Below are 16,770 nucleotides of genomic sequence, written 5' to 3'. Positions count from 1 at the left end.
GATATTTCCTACAAATAAATGTCGAAATAGCGTTGTTGAATTGTCTCGCTATCTTGTAACTAGTCTCATTATCTTCTACTCGTTCGCAACTTACGCCGCCACGCCCGCGTTATGCGCCTGCTGGTCGGCGTGATACGACGAACGCACCATCGCGCCTACGGCCGCGTGCACGAAGCCCATTTCGTAGGCTTTTTGCTCGAACATCTTGAAGACGTCCGGGTGCACGTAGCGGCGCACCGGCAGGTGCGAGTTGGTCGGCGCCAGGTACTGGCCGATGGTGAGCATGTCGATGTCGTGATCGCGCATGTCCTGCATCACTTGCAGGATTTCTTCATCGGTCTCGCCCAGGCCGACCATGATGCCCGACTTGGTGACCGCGCTCGGGTACATCTTTTTGAAGTCGCGCAGCAGCACCAGCGAGTGCGTGTAGTCGGCGCCCGGACGGGCTTCCTTGTACAGGCGCGGCACGGTTTCCAGGTTGTGGTTCATCACGTCGGGCAGGCCGTCGGCGAAGATGTTCAGTGCTTTTTCGAGGCGGCCGCGGAAGTCGGGCACCAGCACTTCGATCTTGGTGTTCGGGCTCGAGGCGCGGGTTTTCTGGATGCACTCGACAAAGTGGCCGGCGCCGCCGTCACGCAGGTCGTCGCGGTCGACCGACGTGATCACGACGTACGACAGGCGCAGCGCGGCGATGGTCTTGGCCAGGTTGGCCGGCTCGTTGATGTCGAGCGGGTCAGGGCGACCATGGCCGACGTCGCAGAACGGGCAGCGGCGGGTGCACTTGTCGCCCATGATCATGAACGTCGCGGTGCCCTTGCCGAAGCATTCGCCGATGTTCGGGCAGCTCGCTTCTTCGCACACGGTCACCAGGTTGTTGGCGCGCAGGATGTCCTTGATTTCGTAGAAGCGCGACGAGGCGGTGGCCGCCTTGACGCGGATCCAGTCGGGCTTTTTCAGGCGCTCCATCTCGGCGATCGGCACGATCTTGATCGGGATGCGCGAGGTCTTGCTGGCGCCTTTTTGCTTTTCGCTGGCGTTGTAGGCGGCTGCGGCGGCGACGCCGGTATCGATTTCGGAAGTCATAGGCTCGTTGCCCTCGCGGGGCTGTCAGTTGGTTTGTTCGGGTCTGGCTGGACACCCTCAGGTGCCAGCTGATCGACCAGGGCCTGGGCCAGCGCCCGCTGTACATCGTGCAGCGGCGCCTCGACGCCCATCGTGCGCATATCGACTGTGACCAGTCCGGAGTAACCGCACGGATTGATCCAGGTGAACGGGGCCAGGTCCATCGCCACGTTCAGCGATACGCCATGGTAGGTGCAACCATTGCCGCGTACTTTCAGGCCCAGCGCGGCGATCTTGGCGCCTTTGCGCGGACCGTCTGCGATATAGATGCCGGGTGCACCGGCAACGCGCTCACCGCCAAGATTATACGCCCCTAACACATCGATCACCGCCTGTTCGATTTTTTCCACAAACTGGCGCGCGTACAGCTTGCCGCCCGGCTTGTTGCGGCGCAGGTCCATTAACAGATAGATCACGACCTGGCCCGGCCCATGGAACGTCACTTCGCCGCCACGGTCGGTCTGGATCACCGGGATGTCGTGCGGGGCCAGCACGTGCTCGCGGTCAGCGCCCAGGCCCAGCGTGAACACGGGAGGATGCTCGACGATCCACAGCTCGTCGCGCGATTCGGGCGTGCGCGCGTCGGTGAAGGCGCGCATTGCGGCAAAGGTGGGCTCGTAGTCGGCCTGGCCGAGGTCACGAATCAGGGGGGAGGTCGCTGACATCTGGGGCGAACGCCGTTACAGGACCATCTTGACCATCGGATGCGTCGACAGCGTGCGGTACACCTCGTCGAGCATTTCGCGGCTGGTGGCGCGGATGGTCACGGTCAGGCCCGTGTAGTTGCCCTTGGCCGACGGCCGGGTTTCCAGCTTGCTCTCGTCGAAGGTCGGGTCGAGCTGGGTCACCAGCGCCACGATGGTCGGGGCGAAGTCGATGTGGCTCGCGCCCATCACCTTGATCGGAAAGTCGCTCGGGTATTCGATGAGGGAATCTTTGGGGTCCATGGCTGTAATCCTGTGCAAAAGCGCATTGTAGCCAATACCGGCGGTTTCGCCCTGAGGGTGGGCTGAAAACCGCTGGTACCGGTCAGCGCTCCACGCGCGACACGCCGCGCGCGTCGGTGTTGGCGCGCTGGTCGTTGTTGCGCTGCGCCGGGGTGAAGGCGGGCGCCGACGGCTGCGGACGCGGCGCCGGTGGCGCCACCATCTGCGGCGGCGCGGCAGGGCGCTGCGGCGCGTTCAGCATCGCAGCAGGCTCGGGACGCGGCTGTGGGCGAGATTCGGGCCGCGGTTCAGGACGTGATTCCGGCCGCGCAAACGCTGGCGCATTGGTCGACAGCACCGGTTGCCGCTGAATGCGTTCGGCCTGCTCGCGCATGCGTTCGCGCCCCATCCGCTCCCGGTCGTTGCGCTCGACCTGGAACCGCATGCGGTCCATCTGGTTGCGGTTCTCGAACTCGCGCCCCATGCGTTCGCGCTCGCCCTGTTCGAGCAGCGCCCGCTCCTGGCCCGCCATGCGCTCGCGCGCCAGCCGCTCGCCGTTATTGCGCTCGCGCGTGAGCCGCTCCTGCTCGCCGCGTTCGCGCGCCTGCTGCTCGAACTGCATGCGGTCAAGGGCAGGGCGCTCAAGGGCTGGGCGCTCGAGGCCGGGCCGCTCGAAGCCGATACGCCCGACATTTGCGCGCTCAAGCAGATCGCGCCGGTCGCGGTTCCAGCCGGCGCGCGCCACCAGCGGTGGCGGCGGCGCGCTGCCCGGCGTGCCGGGCGCCAGCTGCTCCGGACGGTTCGGACGCGGCGCGCGCGGAACGATCACCGGACCGCGCCCGCCGAACTGTTCGCGCGGCACGACGGTCAGGCCATTGTAGCGACCTGGCTGCTGTTGCTCGCGGCGGGTGGCGTGGCGCCAGTCGTTCAGGCGGCGCAGGCGCTCGCTCGACAGGCGGTAGCCCGGTACATAGCGGTCATACGGGCTCAGTGGATACCAGCCATGCGCCGCCAGGTTGTGCGACTGGAAGCCCACATTCCAGTTGCTGCCGCCGACCCAGCCGACCAGTGCCGGCGACCAGACAGGCCGCCGCTCGAGACGGCCCGGCGCCCAGGCCCAGCGATTGCGCACCTGCACCCAGCGCCCGTAGTGGAAGGGCGCGTACCCCCACGGCGCATTGTCGACCCAGGTCCAGCCCCACGGGGCGATGAAGGTCCAGCTGCCATCGCGGTAGGGCGTCCAGTCGGCGGCCACCTGCGGGGTCCACAGGCTGCCGTAGTCCGAACTCGTGCTCCAGCTGCCGTAGCGGTCGAGTTCTTCGTAGCCGGTCATCTCGGTGCCGATATGGCGCGAGGATTGTGCTGCCACCAGGGCCTGGTCGCGCGTGAGCGACCAGTCGTCGAAGTTGTCACGCTGCGCCTGCAGCGTACGCACGTCCTCATCGCGCACCTGGGCCGCGCGCCCGCCACGCACGGTCAGGCTGGCACCGGCGCCGTCGACCTGTGCTTCGCCATCGAGCACGCTGACCAGGCTCGTATCGCGCTCACGCTCGGCGTCCACGCGCAGGCGCCCCGGCTGCGTCAGGCGCACGGTGGCTTGCGCCGTGCGCAGTTCGAATTCGGGCACGACGTCGACGTTCAGCACGCGCACGCTGACGCTGCCGTAATGCAGGCGCAGGCGCAGGCTGTCGTCGTCCAGTTCCGTGACCTCGAGCGAGCTGTCGCCATCGAGCCGGATGGCGGTGGAGCCAATCCGCAGCTCGGTGCGCGCGCCAGGCGCGGTGGAGATCAGGTTGCGCGACGTGATCGGCCAGTTCAGTTGGGCCGGGGACGATTCGGCGCCGACGTCGCCACCGATGTCGACCTTGCCCTGGACCAGGGAGATGCGTCCGGCCCGGCCCGGGGCCTCGGCCAGTTGCGTGTCGTCCAGCACCTGGCCCTGTTCGAGCGCGTCGGTCTGCAGCACCGTTTGCGCGGGCACGGACGTGGAAAACGCCGCCAGTACGAGCAATGCGGCGGTCGGGGCGAAACGAGGGGTCATGGTGGTGCTCCGGAGGGGGAACGCAGACGGAATGCGACAAACGCATTACAACGCGCGCCCGCTGGCGGGGCAACGCGGCTTACAAACAGTTGCATCTGCCGGCAGACCGGCGTGTCAGCCCGGATGACGCTTGACGAAAAACAGCATCGAGCCGATCACCACCAGCACGCCGCCGAACACGCGGTTCTGCAGTTTCATGTGGCGCGGATCGCGCATATAGCGCTGCATCGACGCGGCCAGCGCCGCGTAGCAGTGCATGACGACCGAATCGATGACGACCATCGTCACGCCCAGGATCGCCAGTTGCGTGAGCAGCGGGGCGTCTTTCGAAATGAACTGGGGCAGCACCGCGACCATGAAGATGATGCCCTTCGGGTTGGTGGTGTTGGTCAGGAAGCCCGTCAGCACGCGGCGGCCGAACGGCGGGTGCGCTTCCAGGCCGACGGTCGATGCGGCAGGGCCGGGCGCGGGGGCAGCGCGCCACTGGCTCACGCCCAGGTAGATCAGGTACAGCGCGCCGACCACCTTGACGATCGTGAAGGCGACCGAGGACGCCAGCAGCAGCGAGCCGACACCGGCGCCGGCGATGATCAACACCAGTATCAGGCCCAGTTGCAGGCCCAGCACCGTGGCGCTGGCTTTCTTGAGGCCATAGGCCAGGCCGTGCGACATCGACAGCACCGCGCCGGAACCGGGCGAAATGGCGATCAGGGAACCGGCGATGACGAAGGCGATCCAGGTGGCGAAGCTCATGGTGGCGGGTAGAAAATGGGGAACAGCGGGGAGGGTGGACGACGAAACGCTACTGCATCAGCCTCGCGCGCGCGACCCGCACAGGGGCCGCGGCACAAGGCCGTGGGATGGTGCTTACTTCTTTTTGGTCGGGTTGACCGATGCCTTCAGGGTCGCGCCAGCCGAGAAACGCGGGCTCTTCGACGCCGCGATCTTGATCACTTCGCCGGTGGCAGGATTGCGGCCCTTGCGTGCAGCGCGCTTCGTCACCGAGAAGGTGCCAAAGCCGGTGATGCCGACCGTGTCGCCTTTTTTGAGGCGCTCGGTGATGATCTCGATGATCGTGTTCACGGCCACGCCAGCGGCAGCACCGGACATCTCGGTACGCTTCGCGAATTCTGCGATCAGTTCGCCTTTTTTCATAAATCCCTCCGGGGTTAAAAGAGCGGGAAGATTAGCATAAATATTGCTAAGTGTAATGCCGCGCCAGGAGGGAAATCTGCAAGGAAGCCTTATGCGACGCCAGTTTCGCCGGTTGGACCGTTCAAACGGTTGCGCAGCGCGGCGTTGATCAGGGTCTGGTATCCGGTGCCGCAACGCTCGGACAGGGTGCGAAATTCGTTGAGGACTTCGTCGTCGAGATAGATGGTGATGCGGGTCTTGCGCTTGGGAGGACGGACACGGCGAACGGGAGCGGCGGCCTGGATCGAATCGGTGTTCATGGGATCTCCTTGATGGGGGACGAGGCTGCAGCACCGCAACCTTCAGCATGAACGATACGTACAGCGCATCCGGCGCGCGCGGCAAAAGCGACGAGATGCAGATTGGCGGGGTTGAAACGCAAAAACCGGCGCTGAACCGTGTAGGTACTTTACGGCGCCTCGGTTACTATCATTGCAACTTAATTTTGAAGGAGCACGACCCATGGCTGGAGCAAGTTTACTGACCTTACTGGACGATATCGCGACCGTCCTCGACGACGTTGCCGTGATGAGCAAGGTCGCCGCCAAGAAAACCGCCGGCGTCCTGGGCGACGACCTGGCTCTCAATGCGCAGCAAGTCACAGGCGTGCGCGCCGATCGCGAACTGCCCGTGGTCTGGGCCGTGGCCAAAGGCTCGTTCGTCAACAAGGCGATCCTGGTGCCGGCGGCGCTGGCCATCTCGGTGTTCCTGCCGTGGCTTATCACACCGCTCCTGATGATCGGCGGCGCCTTCCTGTGCTTCGAAGGCGCCGAAAAGCTCGCGCACAAATTCCTGCACAGCCCTGAGGAAGATGCGCAGCACAAGGCGGCGCACGTGGCGGCGGTGGCCAATCCCGAGGTCGACCTGGTCGCGCTGGAAAAAGAAAAGATCAAGGGCGCCGTGCGCACCGACTTCATCCTGTCGGCCGAGATCATCGTGATTTCGCTGGGCACGCTGGTGGGCGTCGCCTTTGGCCAGCAGGTCGCCGTGCTGGTGGCGATCGCCATCATGATGACGATCGGCGTGTACGGCCTGGTAGGCGCCATCGTCAAGATGGACGATGCGGGTCTGTACCTGAGCAAGAGCCAGAACGGCGCCGCGCGCGGCCTGGGCAAGGGCTTGCTGGCGTTTGCGCCGCGCCTGATGAAGGTGCTGTCGGTGGTCGGTACGGCCGCCATGTTCATGGTCGGCGGCGGCATCATCGCCCACGCCATCCCTGCCGTGCACCACTTCGCGCAAAGCATGGCTGCCGGCGTGGCTGACGTACCGGCCATCGGTGGCGTGCTGGCGTTCCTGGTCCCGACCCTGGTCGACGCTCTCGTCGGCGTGCTCGTCGGTGCGATCATCGTCGCCGTCGTGACGCTGATCCAGCGTATGCGGGGCAAGAAAGGCTGACGTGCTGGCGCAGCTGCGGGCCTTGATGCAGCCACCGGCCGGCATGGCGTTCGACTTCAGCCAGCCGGCCGGCGAACCGGCGCTGGCGCCGGCCGGCGGCATCACCTGGCAGGTGTTCGCCAACCCGGTCGCGCTGTTCGTTGGCGGGGTAACGGCAGTGCTGCTCGAGCTGGCCGAACCCTCGGTGCGCACCGGCGTCTGGGACCACAGCAGCTTCCGGCGCGACCCGGGCCTGCGCCTGCGCCGCACCGGCTTTGCCGCGATGATGACGGTGTATGGCCCCCGCTCGGCGGCCGAACAACTGATCGCGAACGTGGTGCGTATCCACCACCACGTGCAGGGCACCACGCCGGCCGGCGTGCCGTACCACGCGGACGATCCGCGCCTGCTGGACTGGGTCCAGGCCACGGCCACCTTCGGCTTTACCGAGGCGTATCACCGCTACGCGCGCCGTTTGTCGGCGCTGGAGAAGGACGCAGCGTTCGCCGAGGCGCAGCATGCGGCGCGCTTGTATGGCGCGACAGGTGCGCCGCGCTCGTGGAGCGAGTGGGACGCCATGCTGGCGCGCAGTGCGCCTGGTTTGGAAGGGTCGGCCATCCTGGCCGATTTCATTCGTATCATGGCCGAGGCGCCGATTCTGCCGGCGCCCCTGCAGCCGCTTCAGCGTTTGCTGGTACGCGCCGCCATCGAGATCACACCGGAGCCGGTGCGCTCATTGCCGCAGCTACGCGGCCATGGCCTGCGGTTTGGAGAAGCCACGCTGGTGCGGGCCCTGGCGCGCGGCGCCGGCTTGCTGCCACTGGGCGACACGCCACCGGCGCAGGCCGCCCGGCGGCTGGCGACAGCCAGACCGCACTAGTAGCACACCATCACTTCGGCGGCTGATTGCGCCGCAAGAACATCGAGCCCAGCGCCATGCCGACGGCAATCGACGTGTAGACCACACCCAGCGACTTGTTCGACAGGCGTTTCTGGTACCCCGGCTGCAATGGCCGTGGCGTCAGCTTGTGGTCGGTGAAGGCGGCGAAGGCCGACGTCGCCGCTGCCGAGGCCAGGACGGCCGACGGGTTCTTCTGATCAAGCACGCCGCCCATGACACGCTCGAACACCAGTGCCCAGACAGTGGCGCTGGCATGGTGAATCAACAGGCCAGGCACCGTATAGCGCAGCGAGAAACGGTCGCGGTAGCTGGCTTTGCGGCCGTGCACATAGTGACTGACAGCATTGGTTGCAGCATAGGGGCTGCCAGTATCTTTCTTTGCGACCAGCGCCATGGCCACCGTCGAGACAATACTCGAGGCCGCACCGGAGACGAGTGCGCGCTGTATTACCGTATATTTCATACAATCCTCTTTTCGATCGCGTAAAGGGAACATCGGATGCGGATTTTGCTGACGGGTGCAAGCGGGTTTGTTGGGCAACACTTGTTGCAAGCGTTGCTGACCGAAGGCCACCACGTCGTCTGTGCGGTGCGTCATCCCGAAACGAGCGACGACCCGCGCCTCAGCTATATCCATGCTGATTTCACCAACGATAACAATAAATCAACCTGGCTGTCGCGCCTCTCGGGAATCGACGCCGTGATCAATACGGTCGGCATTTTTCGCGAGAGCGGCCGCCAGACGTTTGTCCGCCTGCACAAGGAAACGCCGCGCGCCCTGTTCGCCGCCTGCGCTGAATCGCATGACGTGCAGATGGTGGTCCAGCTGTCCGCGCTGGGCGCCGATCGCGAGGGGACGACGCCGTATCACGTGTCCAAGCGCGAGGCCGACGACTACCTCGCGTCGCTGCCGCTGCGTTCCTACATCGTCCAGCCGTCGCTCGTGTACGGCCGCGACGGCGCCAGCGCGCGCGCCATGCGCACGCTGGCCAGCATGCCGTTCACGCTGCGCTTCGGCAGCAAGCCGCAGCTGGTGCAGCCGATCCACGTCGACGATCTGGTGGCCGCCATCATCGGCCTGTTCAAGCACCGGCTACCGATGGCGCCGGACGGCGGCGCGACGATGCGCGTGCCGCTGGTAGGGCCGCAGGCGATGCCCTTCACCGAGTACCTGGCCACGCTGCGCCGCGCGATGGCCATGGGCCGCCAGCCGGTACTGCACTTGCCCGGGCCGGTGGCCCGGTTCGCGGCCGGCGTCGCGGGGCTGCTGCCAGGTTCGCTCCTGGATCGCGACGCGCTGAAGATGCTCGATCACGACAACAGCGCCGATGCGACACTCACGGCCAACCTGATCGGCCATCCGCCACGGCCCGTCAGTGCCTTCATCCAGGACGCCGAGTGCGAACGCGCGCGCGCCAAGCTTGGCTGGCTCCTGCCGGTCCTGCGCTACGCCATTGCCGCGGTCTGGATCATCACGGCGATCGTTTCGCTCGGCCTGTACCCGATCGAGGACAGCCTCGCGCTGCTGGCGCAGGCGGGCGTGCCGCCGGAGCTGCAACTGCCCGCGCTGTATGGCGCGGCAGGCCTGGATCTGCTGCTGGGACTGGGCACGCTGTTCCTGCCGCGGCGCCGCTGGCTGTGGGTGGGGCAACTGGGCCTGATCGGCGTGTACAGCGTCGTGATTGCACTGAAGCTGCCGGAATTTCTGGTCCATCCGTTCGGGCCATTGATCAAGAACCTGCCGCTGCTGGCGGCCATCTGGCTGCTCTACCACCTCGAGGACAAATGATGGATTACCTGGTGCTCAAATGGCTGCACATCGTCTCGTCGACGCTGCTGTTTGGCACCGGGATCGGGTCGGCCTGGTACATGCTGTTTGCGAACGTGAGCCGCGACGTGCGCGCCATCGCGGTGGTCTCGAAATACGTGGTCATCGCCGACTGGCTGTTCACCGCCACCACGGCCGTGCTGCAGCCGCTCACCGGCTTCTACATGATCCACCTGGCCGGCTATCCGCTGCACAGCAAGTGGATCATGTGGTCAATCATGCTGTACGTGCTGGCCGGCGCCTGCTGGCTGCCGGTGGTGTGGCTGCAAATCCGGATGCGCGACCTGGCCTGCGGCGCAGCGCGCGACGCTACCGAATTGCCGGCGCTGTACTGGCGCTATTTCAGGATCTGGGTGACGCTGGGCGTGCCGGCGTTTGCGGCGTTCATCGTCATTTTCTGGCTGATGGTGGCCAAGCCGGTGTAAGGCCGCCACCACGCCTTTTTTCAACACGACGTTCTTCAATACAGGAGCACCCATGCGGGCATACCAAATTCTTCACGGCGCCAACATCGACGGCCTGCAAGCCATCGAGTATCCAGTGCGCGACCTTGGCCTGGGCGAAGTGCGCATTCGCGTCCACGCTGTTGCGCTCAACTACCGCGACCTGATGGTCGCAGCCGGGAACTACCTGGTCTCGGTCGACGATCCGATCATCCCGTGTTCGGACGGCGCCGGCGAAGTGCTGGCTGTCGGGCCGGGCGTCACGCGCGTGCAGGTGGGCGACCGCGTGGCCGGTTCGTTCTTTCCGTTCTGGCACGAGGGCGCACCAACGCCCGCCAAGATCCGCAATGGCCTGGGCGGCGACATCGACGGCATGCTGGCCGAAGAAGTCGTGCTGCACGAGGATGCGCTGGCGATTGTCCCGGCGGGCCTGAGCTTCATCGAGGCGGCCACGATGCCCTGCGCAGCGGTCACCGCGTGGAATGCCATCTTCGTCTCGGGCAATCACGTCAAACCCGGCGACACCGTGCTGCTGCTGGGGACGGGCGGCGTATCGATCCTGGGCCTGCAACTGGCGCGCGCGGCCGGGCTGCGCACGATCGTGACCTCGTCGAGCGACGAAAAACTGGCGCGCGCACGCGAACTGGGCGCGCACCACACGATCAACTACACCACGATCCCTGAGTGGCAGGACGAAGTGCTGCACCTGACCCGTGGCGTGGGCGCGCAGGTGGTGCTGGAAGTGGGCGGCCAGGGGACGGTGAACCGGTCGGTGGCGGCGGTGGCGATGGGCGGCACGGTGGCCATCATTGGCGGCGTAAGCGGCTTTGGCGGCGAAGTCAATCCGGCGGCGCTGCTGGCCAGCGCCAAGCGCCTGGTGGGCGTGCACGTGGGCAGCCGCGCGATGCTGGAAGACGTGATGCGCTTCGTCGACGCCAGCGGCGTCAAGCCGGTGATCGACCGCGTGTTCCCGTTCGACCAGGCGCAGGACGCGTACCGCTATCTGGAATCCGGTGCGCACTTCGGCAAGGTCGTGATCGACGTGACCAAAGCCGCGTAATCAGCGGCGCAGGCGTGGCACCAGCTCGATTTCAAACAGCTTGGGCCACAGCTTGCCGGTGACGAACAGGCGCTTGCCTTTTTCGTCCCAGGCGATGCCGTTCAGGACGGCGTCGACGGATGTGGTGCCGCGCGCTTCCGGGGGCAACAGGCCGGTCAGGTCGATCAAGCCGAGCACCTTGCCGCTGTCGGGATCGATACGCAGGATGAGGTCCGTGCCCCAGACATTCGAGTACAGCTCGCCGTTCACGAATTCGAGCTCGTTCAGACGCGGCACCGGCTGGCCCTCGGCCGTGACCTGGATGCGGCGCAGTTCTTTCATCGTCTTCGGATCGAGGATGCGGATGGCGGCGCTGCCATCGCTCATGTACAGCTGCTTCGCGTCGCCCGCCAGGCCCCAGCCTTCGCCCTCGTACTTGAATTGCTGTTTGAGCTTGAAGGTCTTGAGGTCGAACACGTAGCCGACCTGCGACTGCCAGGTCAGGCCGACCAGAGTATTGCCGACTGCGGTGGAGCCTTCGCCGAATACGTTGGCCGGCAGATCGGCCTTCTGCACCACCTTGCCCGTCTTGAGTTCGACCTTGCGGATCGTCGAGTGGCCGATCTGGCCCGTGCTTTCGTACAGGTAGCCGTCGCGGTAGGACAGACCCTGCGTGAAGGCTTGCGGATCGTGGGGGTAGGTGTTCTTGACAACGAAGCCGTAGACCGGCGGCGCAGCGTGGGCGCTGCTGGCGACAACGAGGGCGGCGATGGCAAAGGTGGTGAGCTGTTTCAGCATGGCGGGTCGGGAGGAAAGCGGCAGGAGACTGTAGCACGAAAGCCGGGTGGTTGTTCGACGGGCTTGCTACACATACGCCAGCAGCCGCCCGCAGGCGATGACGGCGACCCAGAGCAGCAGCGACAGGGCCGCATGCAATCGGGCGCGCAGCGGCGCTTTGGCGGGCCAGCATGCGGCCGCGCGCCAGGGTCCGACGTGAAACGCCAGCGCATTGCCACCCGCCGCAACGATCAGCGCCAGCTTGAGCAGGAAGGCCCGGTTATCCAGCAGCTCGGGCTGGGTCGAGAACAGCAGCACGCCACTGGGCACGATCAGCAGCAACCCGGCCCACGACCAGGGTAGCAGGTGGCGCGCCAGCGCCTGCACGGGCAGCGCCTCAGCCGGCCGCGCACGCCCAAGGCCGAGCAGGCGCAGGTCGAACATGGCCACCGCGCCGACCAGCACCGTGAAGCCCACGATGTTGATGATCTCGACGAGCGGGTACAACCAGGCGCTATCGCGCAGGGCGTGCGCCGGCGGGGTCGATGCGAGCCACGCCGCCGCCGCGTACGCGGCGCTCAGCGCAGCTCCGTGACCTTGTCGCCCACCGTGATGCGTTCAGCGCGCAGTTCGGCGGGCTTGGTGCGGTTGGGATAACCGACGACGGTGACGGTGCCGCCGACGGCCAGCATGTCCCTGGCCAAGCCACGGTTTTCCATCCGGCTGGGTGGCGCCAGTACGACGAGCCAGGTTTTGTCCGGGGTCTTGAGGCGGACGTAGCCGTGAGGCTGGCGGTAACCCGATTCCTCGATGGTCCCGGTCAGCTGCTGCGGGCGGGTGGCATCGTACTCGCTCCAGCCGTGGTGGGCGGCGGCGCTGGCGGACATGGCGAGCAGCAGCGCGGCCAAAGCAGGTGTGCGTTTCATGGGCGACTCCGGTGAGGGTGACTCGACGAATGCAGCGCCAGCATATGCCTGTGGCGGGGATGCGGGCGCACGGTTTCGGTGCTCGCTTTCTGCGCACGTTTCCTGGGTACGGGCGCGTGTACGATGTGCTGTCACCAACGCATCAGGAGTGGATCATGCTGATATGCCGCGCGGCCACCGCAGCCGATCTTGCGGCCTTGTGGCTGCTACGCACACGAGCCGTGCGGGCCAGTTGCGCGGCGCACTATCCAGCGACGGTGATCGAGACCTGGTCCGCCAGCGCGCCGCCGGCGTCATTGGCGGAGCTGGTGAATCTGGGGAGCGCCGTGGTGGCGGAAGAAGACGGCGCGCTGGCAGGCTTCGCGGTGCTCAACCTGGCCAGCGGCGAAGTCGATGCTGTGTTTGTCGAACCAAGGCATCAGGGACGCGGGATCGCGCTGGACTTGCTGCGCTGGCTCGAGGGACTGGCGCAGGGGCGCGGCGTGCAACGCCTGTTCCTGTCGGCGTCGCTCAATGCAGTGGCGTTCTATGAGCGCGCCGGCTTCATGCGGGTGCGCGACGAGGTGTACGCGCATCGCAGCGGGATCGGCATCGCGTCCGTGTTCATGGAAAAGATGCTGTCACCCGCTTGCGATGGCGGGGTCGTTTGGGGATCGGTCAGATGAAGGTGAACGTCGCCTCTTGCGTCAGGCGCGACTTCGGCAAGCCCGCATTGAAGTCGGCTGGCGACGAGTAACCGAAGCTCACCAGCACCAGGCTGGTCAAGCCCTTCTCGTTCAGGCCGAATTCGGCGTCGAGGATCTTCTGGTCGAAGCCTTCCATCGGCGTCGCATCGATCTCCAGTGTGGCCGCGCCGACCAGCGCGGTGCCCAGCGCCAGATACACCTGCTTCTCGAGCCACTGGGCCACGTCCTTGGTGCCGTAGCGGTGCTGGTTGACATAGCCGCGGCGGGTGGCGTCCTGGCCGGCGCGCGCCTGCGCGTCGCGGAAGCGCCCGTCGCGCTCTTCCTGCTCCAGCAGCGCGTCCAGGTGCGCTTCGTCCATGTCGACGCGGGCGCACAGCACGATCACGTGTGACGCATCGTTGACCTTGGCGGCGTTGTAGACGTAGCCGCCCTGGGTTGCCTTGGCAATCCGCGCGCGGCCTTCGGGCGTGTTGGCAACGATGAAGTGCCATGGCTGCGAATTGACCGACGACGCGCTGCTACGCAGCAGGTCATACACTTGCTGCATCACTTCTTCGGGGATGCGACGCTCGCTATCGTAGGCTTTGGCAGTATGGCGTTTCTTGGCGGCCGACAGAATGTCCATGGTGTTCCTTTCGCTTTCGCTGGGTGATCGTGGGATTTTTCAATCCCACGATGGTAAGCGATTCCGGCGTCAGAAGTTTTCGAGGACGATTTTTCCGATGGCCTTGCCGCTTTCGATCAGCGCATGCGCGCGGCGCAGGTTGTCGGCCGTGATCGAGCCGAAGTGCTCGCCCAGGGTCGTCGTCAGGCGGCCATCGTCGACCATGTCGGCCACGCGGTTCAGCAGCTCGTGCTGGCGCACCATGTCGGGTGTGCCGAACAGCGAGCGCGTGAACATCAGCTCCCAGTGCAGCGAGATCGATTTGCGTTTGAGCGGCACTGCGTCAAGCGTGGCAGGATCGTCGATCAGCGCCAGCTGGCCCTGCGGCGCGAGGGCCTCGATGATGTCGGCGTAGTGATGATCGGTGTGGGTCAGGCTGATGACGATATCCACCTGGTCGAAGCCCAGTTCGGCCAGCTGCGGCTGCATCGGGCGCGTGTGGTCGACGGTATGGTGCGCACCCAGTTTGGTGACCCATTCACGCGTGGCATCGCGCGAAGCGCTGCCGATGACGGTGAGGCCCGTAAGCTGGCGCGCGAGCTGAATCAGGATCGAGCCAACACCGCCGGCCGCGCCGATGACCAGCAGCGACTTGCCAGCCCCGCCGCCTTCAGGCACGCGCAGGCGGTCGAACAGCAGCTCCCAGGCCGTGATCGACGTCAGGGGCAGGGCAGCCGCTTCGGCAAAGCCGAGCGTCCGGGGCTTCTTGCCGACAATGCGCTCATCGACCGCCTGGAACTGGCTGTTGGTGCCGGGGCGAATAAGCGAACCGGCATAAAACACCTCATCGCCCGGCGCGAACAGCGTGACGCTTTCACCAACCGACTGCACGACACCACTGGCATCCCACCCGAGCACACGCGGCTCAGTCACCGCCACGCCAAGGCGAATCTTGGTATCGACGGGATTGACCGATACCGCACGCACCTCGACCACCACATCATGCGGCCCCGCCACCGGCATCGCCAATTCCATCTCGACAAGCGCCTTCGGATCATCGATCGGCAGCCCATTCTGCGTATAAACAATTGCTTTCATTTCTTCTCCTAAAAACAAACAATGAGGGTCAGAGTCGAATTGTTTGACAACTTCAGTTAATCAATTTCTTATTAATTCGACTCTGACCCTAATTGATTTGCAAGACATGGAGCCGAGCTCAGTCTTGAAGCCAGATCGAACGAAAATTGGATCAATTGCTCATTAATTCTACTCTGACCCTAATTGTTTAAAAGGGTAATTCGGCATAAAAATATGCCTGTAAGATACTAATTTAAATCAGGAAATTAAATCATGCCTGATCATATAAAATTCAAAGAAAACAATTAGGGTCAGAGTCGAATTGTTTGTCAATTTTTTGAAATAAATTGAAAATTAATTCGACTCTGACCCTAATTAAAGCTGGCATGTATTCAAGTGCTTCAACTCTGTTGACGCTGCAACATTTAGTGGGTTAACGCAGGGCTATTGCTCATTAATTCTACACTGACCCTCATTGTTAGGGGGTGGTGCGTTTGACGATGAGGCCGTTTTGGATGACGACGGCGGGGGCTTCCAGCAGGCGGACGTTGACGGTTGGGTCGCCTTCGACGGCGACCAGGTCGGCGTAGCGGCCGGGTTCGATGATGCCGAGGTCTTTGCGTGCCAGTGCTTCGGCGGCATTGATGGTGGCACTCTGGATTGCTTGCAGTGGCGTCATGCCGTACTGGACCATGACGGCGAACTGTTTGCCGTTGCCGCCGTGCGGGTGGACGCCGGCGTCGGTGCCAAAGACCATTTTCACGCCGGCTGCGTGTGCGCGCTTGAAGTTCTGGCGCTGCAGTTCCGTCACTTCGCGGTCCTTGCGCAGATTGTCTTCCAGCACGCCGTTCTTCTTGCCTTCAAGCGCCGTGTAGCTGCCGTTGTAGATGTCCATCGACAGCCACGCGCCATGCTTCTTGGCCAGGGCGATGCCTTCGTCGTCGATCAGGCTGGCGTGCTCGATCGTGTTCACGCCGGCGCGGATGGCGTCCTTGATGCCGGCGGCGCCGTGCGCGTGCGCGGCGACCTGCAGGCCCCACTGGTGCGCTTCTTCGACGGCCGCGCGCAGTTCGGCGAGGTTCATTTGCTGCTGGCCCGGCTCGGTGTTGCGGGAGAAGACGCCGCCCGTGGCGCACACCTTGATGACCTGGGCGCCGTACTTGCGCAGCGAGCGTACCGATTTGCGCACTTCGTCCGGACCGTCGGCGTTATATGGGCCTTTCTGGTCCATCGATGGCGGGAAGTAGGTGCTGTCGCAGTGGCTGCCGGTCGGGCCAAACGACCAGGCGGCGGGGATGATGCGCGGGCCGCGTACCTTGCCGGCGGCGATCGCCTGGCCCAGGCCGACGTCGTTCCAGTCCGCCGCGCCCAGATTGCGCACCGTGGTAAAGCCCGCGTCGAGCGTCTTGCCCGCATGCGCCACGGCCAGCGCCGACCAGAAGCGGTCGTTGTATTCGAGGTTGCTGTAGCCGCCGTAGGTAGGGTCGGAATCGAGGTGGACGTGCATGTCGATCAGGCCAGGCAGCAGCGTCATGCCGGGCAGGTCGATGCGCGTAGCGGCTTCGCCAGCGGCGACTGTGCCACTTGCGCCACCCGCGCGCCCGATGCTGACGACTTTGCCGTCACGCACCAGGATCTCGGGCTTGTCGATCATGCGCCCGGTTTTCACGTCCAGCAGCCGCTCGGCGCTGATGATGACGTCGGCGGCGTGTACGCCGGACCAGCCCACGGTGGCCATGCACAGGGCCATCAGATTCAGTGCCAAACGGTTCTTGCGGTTCAAGCCAGCTCCTTGAAAATTGAATGGACAAAATGCAACTTTACACCGCCAT

Annotated in this window: 21 protein-coding genes; 7 read left to right on the top strand and 14 right to left on the bottom strand. The window is 64.8% G+C overall.

What is annotated here, in order from left to right; all coding sequences use genetic code 11:
* Positions 1–90: 90 nt before the first annotated feature.
* From lipA to AC56LV_RS14635, 7 genes are all read right to left on the bottom strand, one after another.
* Positions 91–1,083 (bottom strand): lipoyl synthase, encoded by a 993-nt coding sequence (gene lipA, locus AC56LV_RS14665; protein WP_183554972.1) that lies wholly within the window; start codon positions 1,081–1,083, stop codon positions 91–93.
* Positions 1,080–1,787: a lipoyl(octanoyl) transferase LipB gene (lipB, locus tag AC56LV_RS14660; protein WP_332531218.1), complete on the bottom strand. Its 708-nt coding sequence runs from the start codon at positions 1,785–1,787 to the stop codon at positions 1,080–1,082. Before lipB ends, lipA begins: the two co-directional genes overlap by 4 nt.
* A 15-nt stretch (positions 1,788–1,802) precedes the next feature.
* Positions 1,803–2,069, bottom strand: coding sequence for a DUF493 family protein (locus AC56LV_RS14655; protein WP_183554968.1), 267 nt, complete (start codon positions 2,067–2,069; stop codon positions 1,803–1,805).
* 82 nt (positions 2,070–2,151) lie between these two features.
* Positions 2,152–4,089: a DUF6600 domain-containing protein gene (locus tag AC56LV_RS14650; RefSeq protein WP_499558657.1), complete on the bottom strand. Its 1,938-nt coding sequence runs from the start codon at positions 4,087–4,089 to the stop codon at positions 2,152–2,154.
* Between the two features lie 114 nt (positions 4,090–4,203).
* Positions 4,204–4,842: a LysE family transporter gene (locus tag AC56LV_RS14645; RefSeq protein WP_183554964.1), complete on the bottom strand. Its 639-nt coding sequence runs from the start codon at positions 4,840–4,842 to the stop codon at positions 4,204–4,206.
* A gap of 114 nt (positions 4,843–4,956) precedes the next feature.
* Positions 4,957–5,244 (bottom strand): HU family DNA-binding protein, encoded by a 288-nt coding sequence (locus tag AC56LV_RS14640; RefSeq protein ID WP_183554962.1) that lies wholly within the window; start codon positions 5,242–5,244, stop codon positions 4,957–4,959.
* An 89-nt stretch (positions 5,245–5,333) separates the two neighbouring features.
* Complete coding sequence (locus AC56LV_RS14635; protein ID WP_499558655.1) at positions 5,334–5,543, bottom strand: BrnA antitoxin family protein; 210 nt, start codon at positions 5,541–5,543, stop codon at positions 5,334–5,336.
* 47 nt (positions 5,544–5,590) lie between these two features.
* Between AC56LV_RS14635 and AC56LV_RS14630 the strand changes: the two genes are divergently transcribed.
* Genes AC56LV_RS14630 through AC56LV_RS14620 form a run of 3 tightly spaced genes read left to right on the top strand, consistent with a single transcriptional unit; the run spans position 5,591 to position 7,537 of the window.
* Positions 5,591–5,767, top strand: a complete 177-nt coding sequence (locus AC56LV_RS14630; protein WP_499456085.1) for a hypothetical protein — start codon at positions 5,591–5,593, stop codon at positions 5,765–5,767.
* Positions 5,746–6,678 (top strand): DUF808 domain-containing protein, encoded by a 933-nt coding sequence (locus AC56LV_RS14625; RefSeq protein ID WP_499558653.1) that lies wholly within the window; start codon positions 5,746–5,748, stop codon positions 6,676–6,678. The genes AC56LV_RS14630 and AC56LV_RS14625 overlap by 22 nt, the downstream gene beginning before the upstream one ends.
* 1 nt (position 6,679) lies before the next feature.
* Complete coding sequence (locus tag AC56LV_RS14620) at positions 6,680–7,537, top strand: oxygenase MpaB family protein (RefSeq protein WP_499558651.1); 858 nt, start codon at positions 6,680–6,682, stop codon at positions 7,535–7,537.
* Positions 7,538–7,547: 10 nt separating this feature from the next.
* On the opposite strand, the gene AC56LV_RS14615 is transcribed toward AC56LV_RS14620, so the two are convergent.
* On the bottom strand, positions 7,548–8,021 hold the full coding sequence (locus tag AC56LV_RS14615) for a hypothetical protein (protein ID WP_258836890.1): 474 nt from the start codon (positions 8,019–8,021) through the stop codon (positions 7,548–7,550).
* A 36-nt stretch (positions 8,022–8,057) separates the two neighbouring features.
* Between AC56LV_RS14615 and AC56LV_RS14610 the strand changes: the two genes are divergently transcribed.
* Genes AC56LV_RS14610 through AC56LV_RS14600 form a run of 3 tightly spaced genes read left to right on the top strand, consistent with a single transcriptional unit; the run spans position 8,058 to position 10,889 of the window.
* A complete protein-coding gene (locus tag AC56LV_RS14610; protein ID WP_499558649.1) occupies positions 8,058–9,347 on the top strand; it encodes an SDR family oxidoreductase in 1,290 nt (429 codons plus the stop codon).
* Positions 9,347–9,811 carry a DUF2269 family protein gene (locus AC56LV_RS14605; protein ID WP_499558902.1) on the top strand — a complete coding sequence of 155 codons (465 nt, stop codon included), beginning with the start codon at positions 9,347–9,349 and terminating at the stop codon, positions 9,809–9,811. Before AC56LV_RS14610 ends, AC56LV_RS14605 begins: the two co-directional genes overlap by 1 nt.
* Positions 9,812–9,863: 52 nt before the next feature.
* Entirely contained in the window at positions 9,864–10,889 is a 1,026-nt protein-coding gene (locus AC56LV_RS14600; RefSeq protein WP_499558647.1) for a zinc-dependent alcohol dehydrogenase family protein, read from the top strand.
* Here the strand turns inward: AC56LV_RS14600 and AC56LV_RS14595 are convergent, their stop codons facing one another.
* The 3 genes from AC56LV_RS14595 to AC56LV_RS14585 form a co-directional block, all read right to left on the bottom strand.
* Entirely contained in the window at positions 10,890–11,666 is a 777-nt protein-coding gene (locus AC56LV_RS14595) for a glutaminyl-peptide cyclotransferase (protein ID WP_499558645.1), read from the bottom strand.
* 66 nt (positions 11,667–11,732) lie between these two features.
* Complete coding sequence (locus tag AC56LV_RS14590; RefSeq protein WP_499558642.1) at positions 11,733–12,152, bottom strand: DUF6644 family protein; 420 nt, start codon at positions 12,150–12,152, stop codon at positions 11,733–11,735.
* A gap of 71 nt (positions 12,153–12,223) precedes the next feature.
* Positions 12,224–12,571 carry a DUF6152 family protein gene (locus AC56LV_RS14585; RefSeq protein ID WP_499456092.1) on the bottom strand — a complete coding sequence of 116 codons (348 nt, stop codon included), beginning with the start codon at positions 12,569–12,571 and terminating at the stop codon, positions 12,224–12,226.
* Between the two features lie 155 nt (positions 12,572–12,726).
* Between AC56LV_RS14585 and AC56LV_RS14580 the strand changes: the two genes are divergently transcribed.
* On the top strand, positions 12,727–13,236 hold the full coding sequence (locus AC56LV_RS14580; protein WP_499558640.1) for a GNAT family N-acetyltransferase: 510 nt from the start codon (positions 12,727–12,729) through the stop codon (positions 13,234–13,236).
* Here AC56LV_RS14580 and nfsB read toward each other — a convergent pair.
* The 3 genes from nfsB to AC56LV_RS14565 all read right to left on the bottom strand — a co-directional run bounded on the left by nfsB (position 13,229) and on the right by AC56LV_RS14565 (position 16,721).
* Positions 13,229–13,882 (bottom strand): oxygen-insensitive NAD(P)H nitroreductase, encoded by a 654-nt coding sequence (gene nfsB, locus AC56LV_RS14575; protein ID WP_499558638.1) that lies wholly within the window; start codon positions 13,880–13,882, stop codon positions 13,229–13,231. The genes AC56LV_RS14580 and nfsB overlap by 8 nt on opposite strands.
* Before the next feature lie 69 nt (positions 13,883–13,951).
* Positions 13,952–14,959, bottom strand: coding sequence for a zinc-binding alcohol dehydrogenase family protein (locus AC56LV_RS14570; protein ID WP_499558636.1), 1,008 nt, complete (start codon positions 14,957–14,959; stop codon positions 13,952–13,954).
* 457 nt (positions 14,960–15,416) lie between these two features.
* Positions 15,417–16,721 (bottom strand): Xaa-Pro dipeptidase, encoded by a 1,305-nt coding sequence (locus tag AC56LV_RS14565; protein ID WP_499558634.1) that lies wholly within the window; start codon positions 16,719–16,721, stop codon positions 15,417–15,419.
* Between the last annotated feature and the right edge of the window lie 49 nt (positions 16,722–16,770).

It is taken from the genome of Telluria sp. RB2R28 (assembly GCF_059685835.1).
Note: the sequence above shows the minus strand (reverse complement) of the source record. Positions and strands in the feature narration are given on the sequence as shown.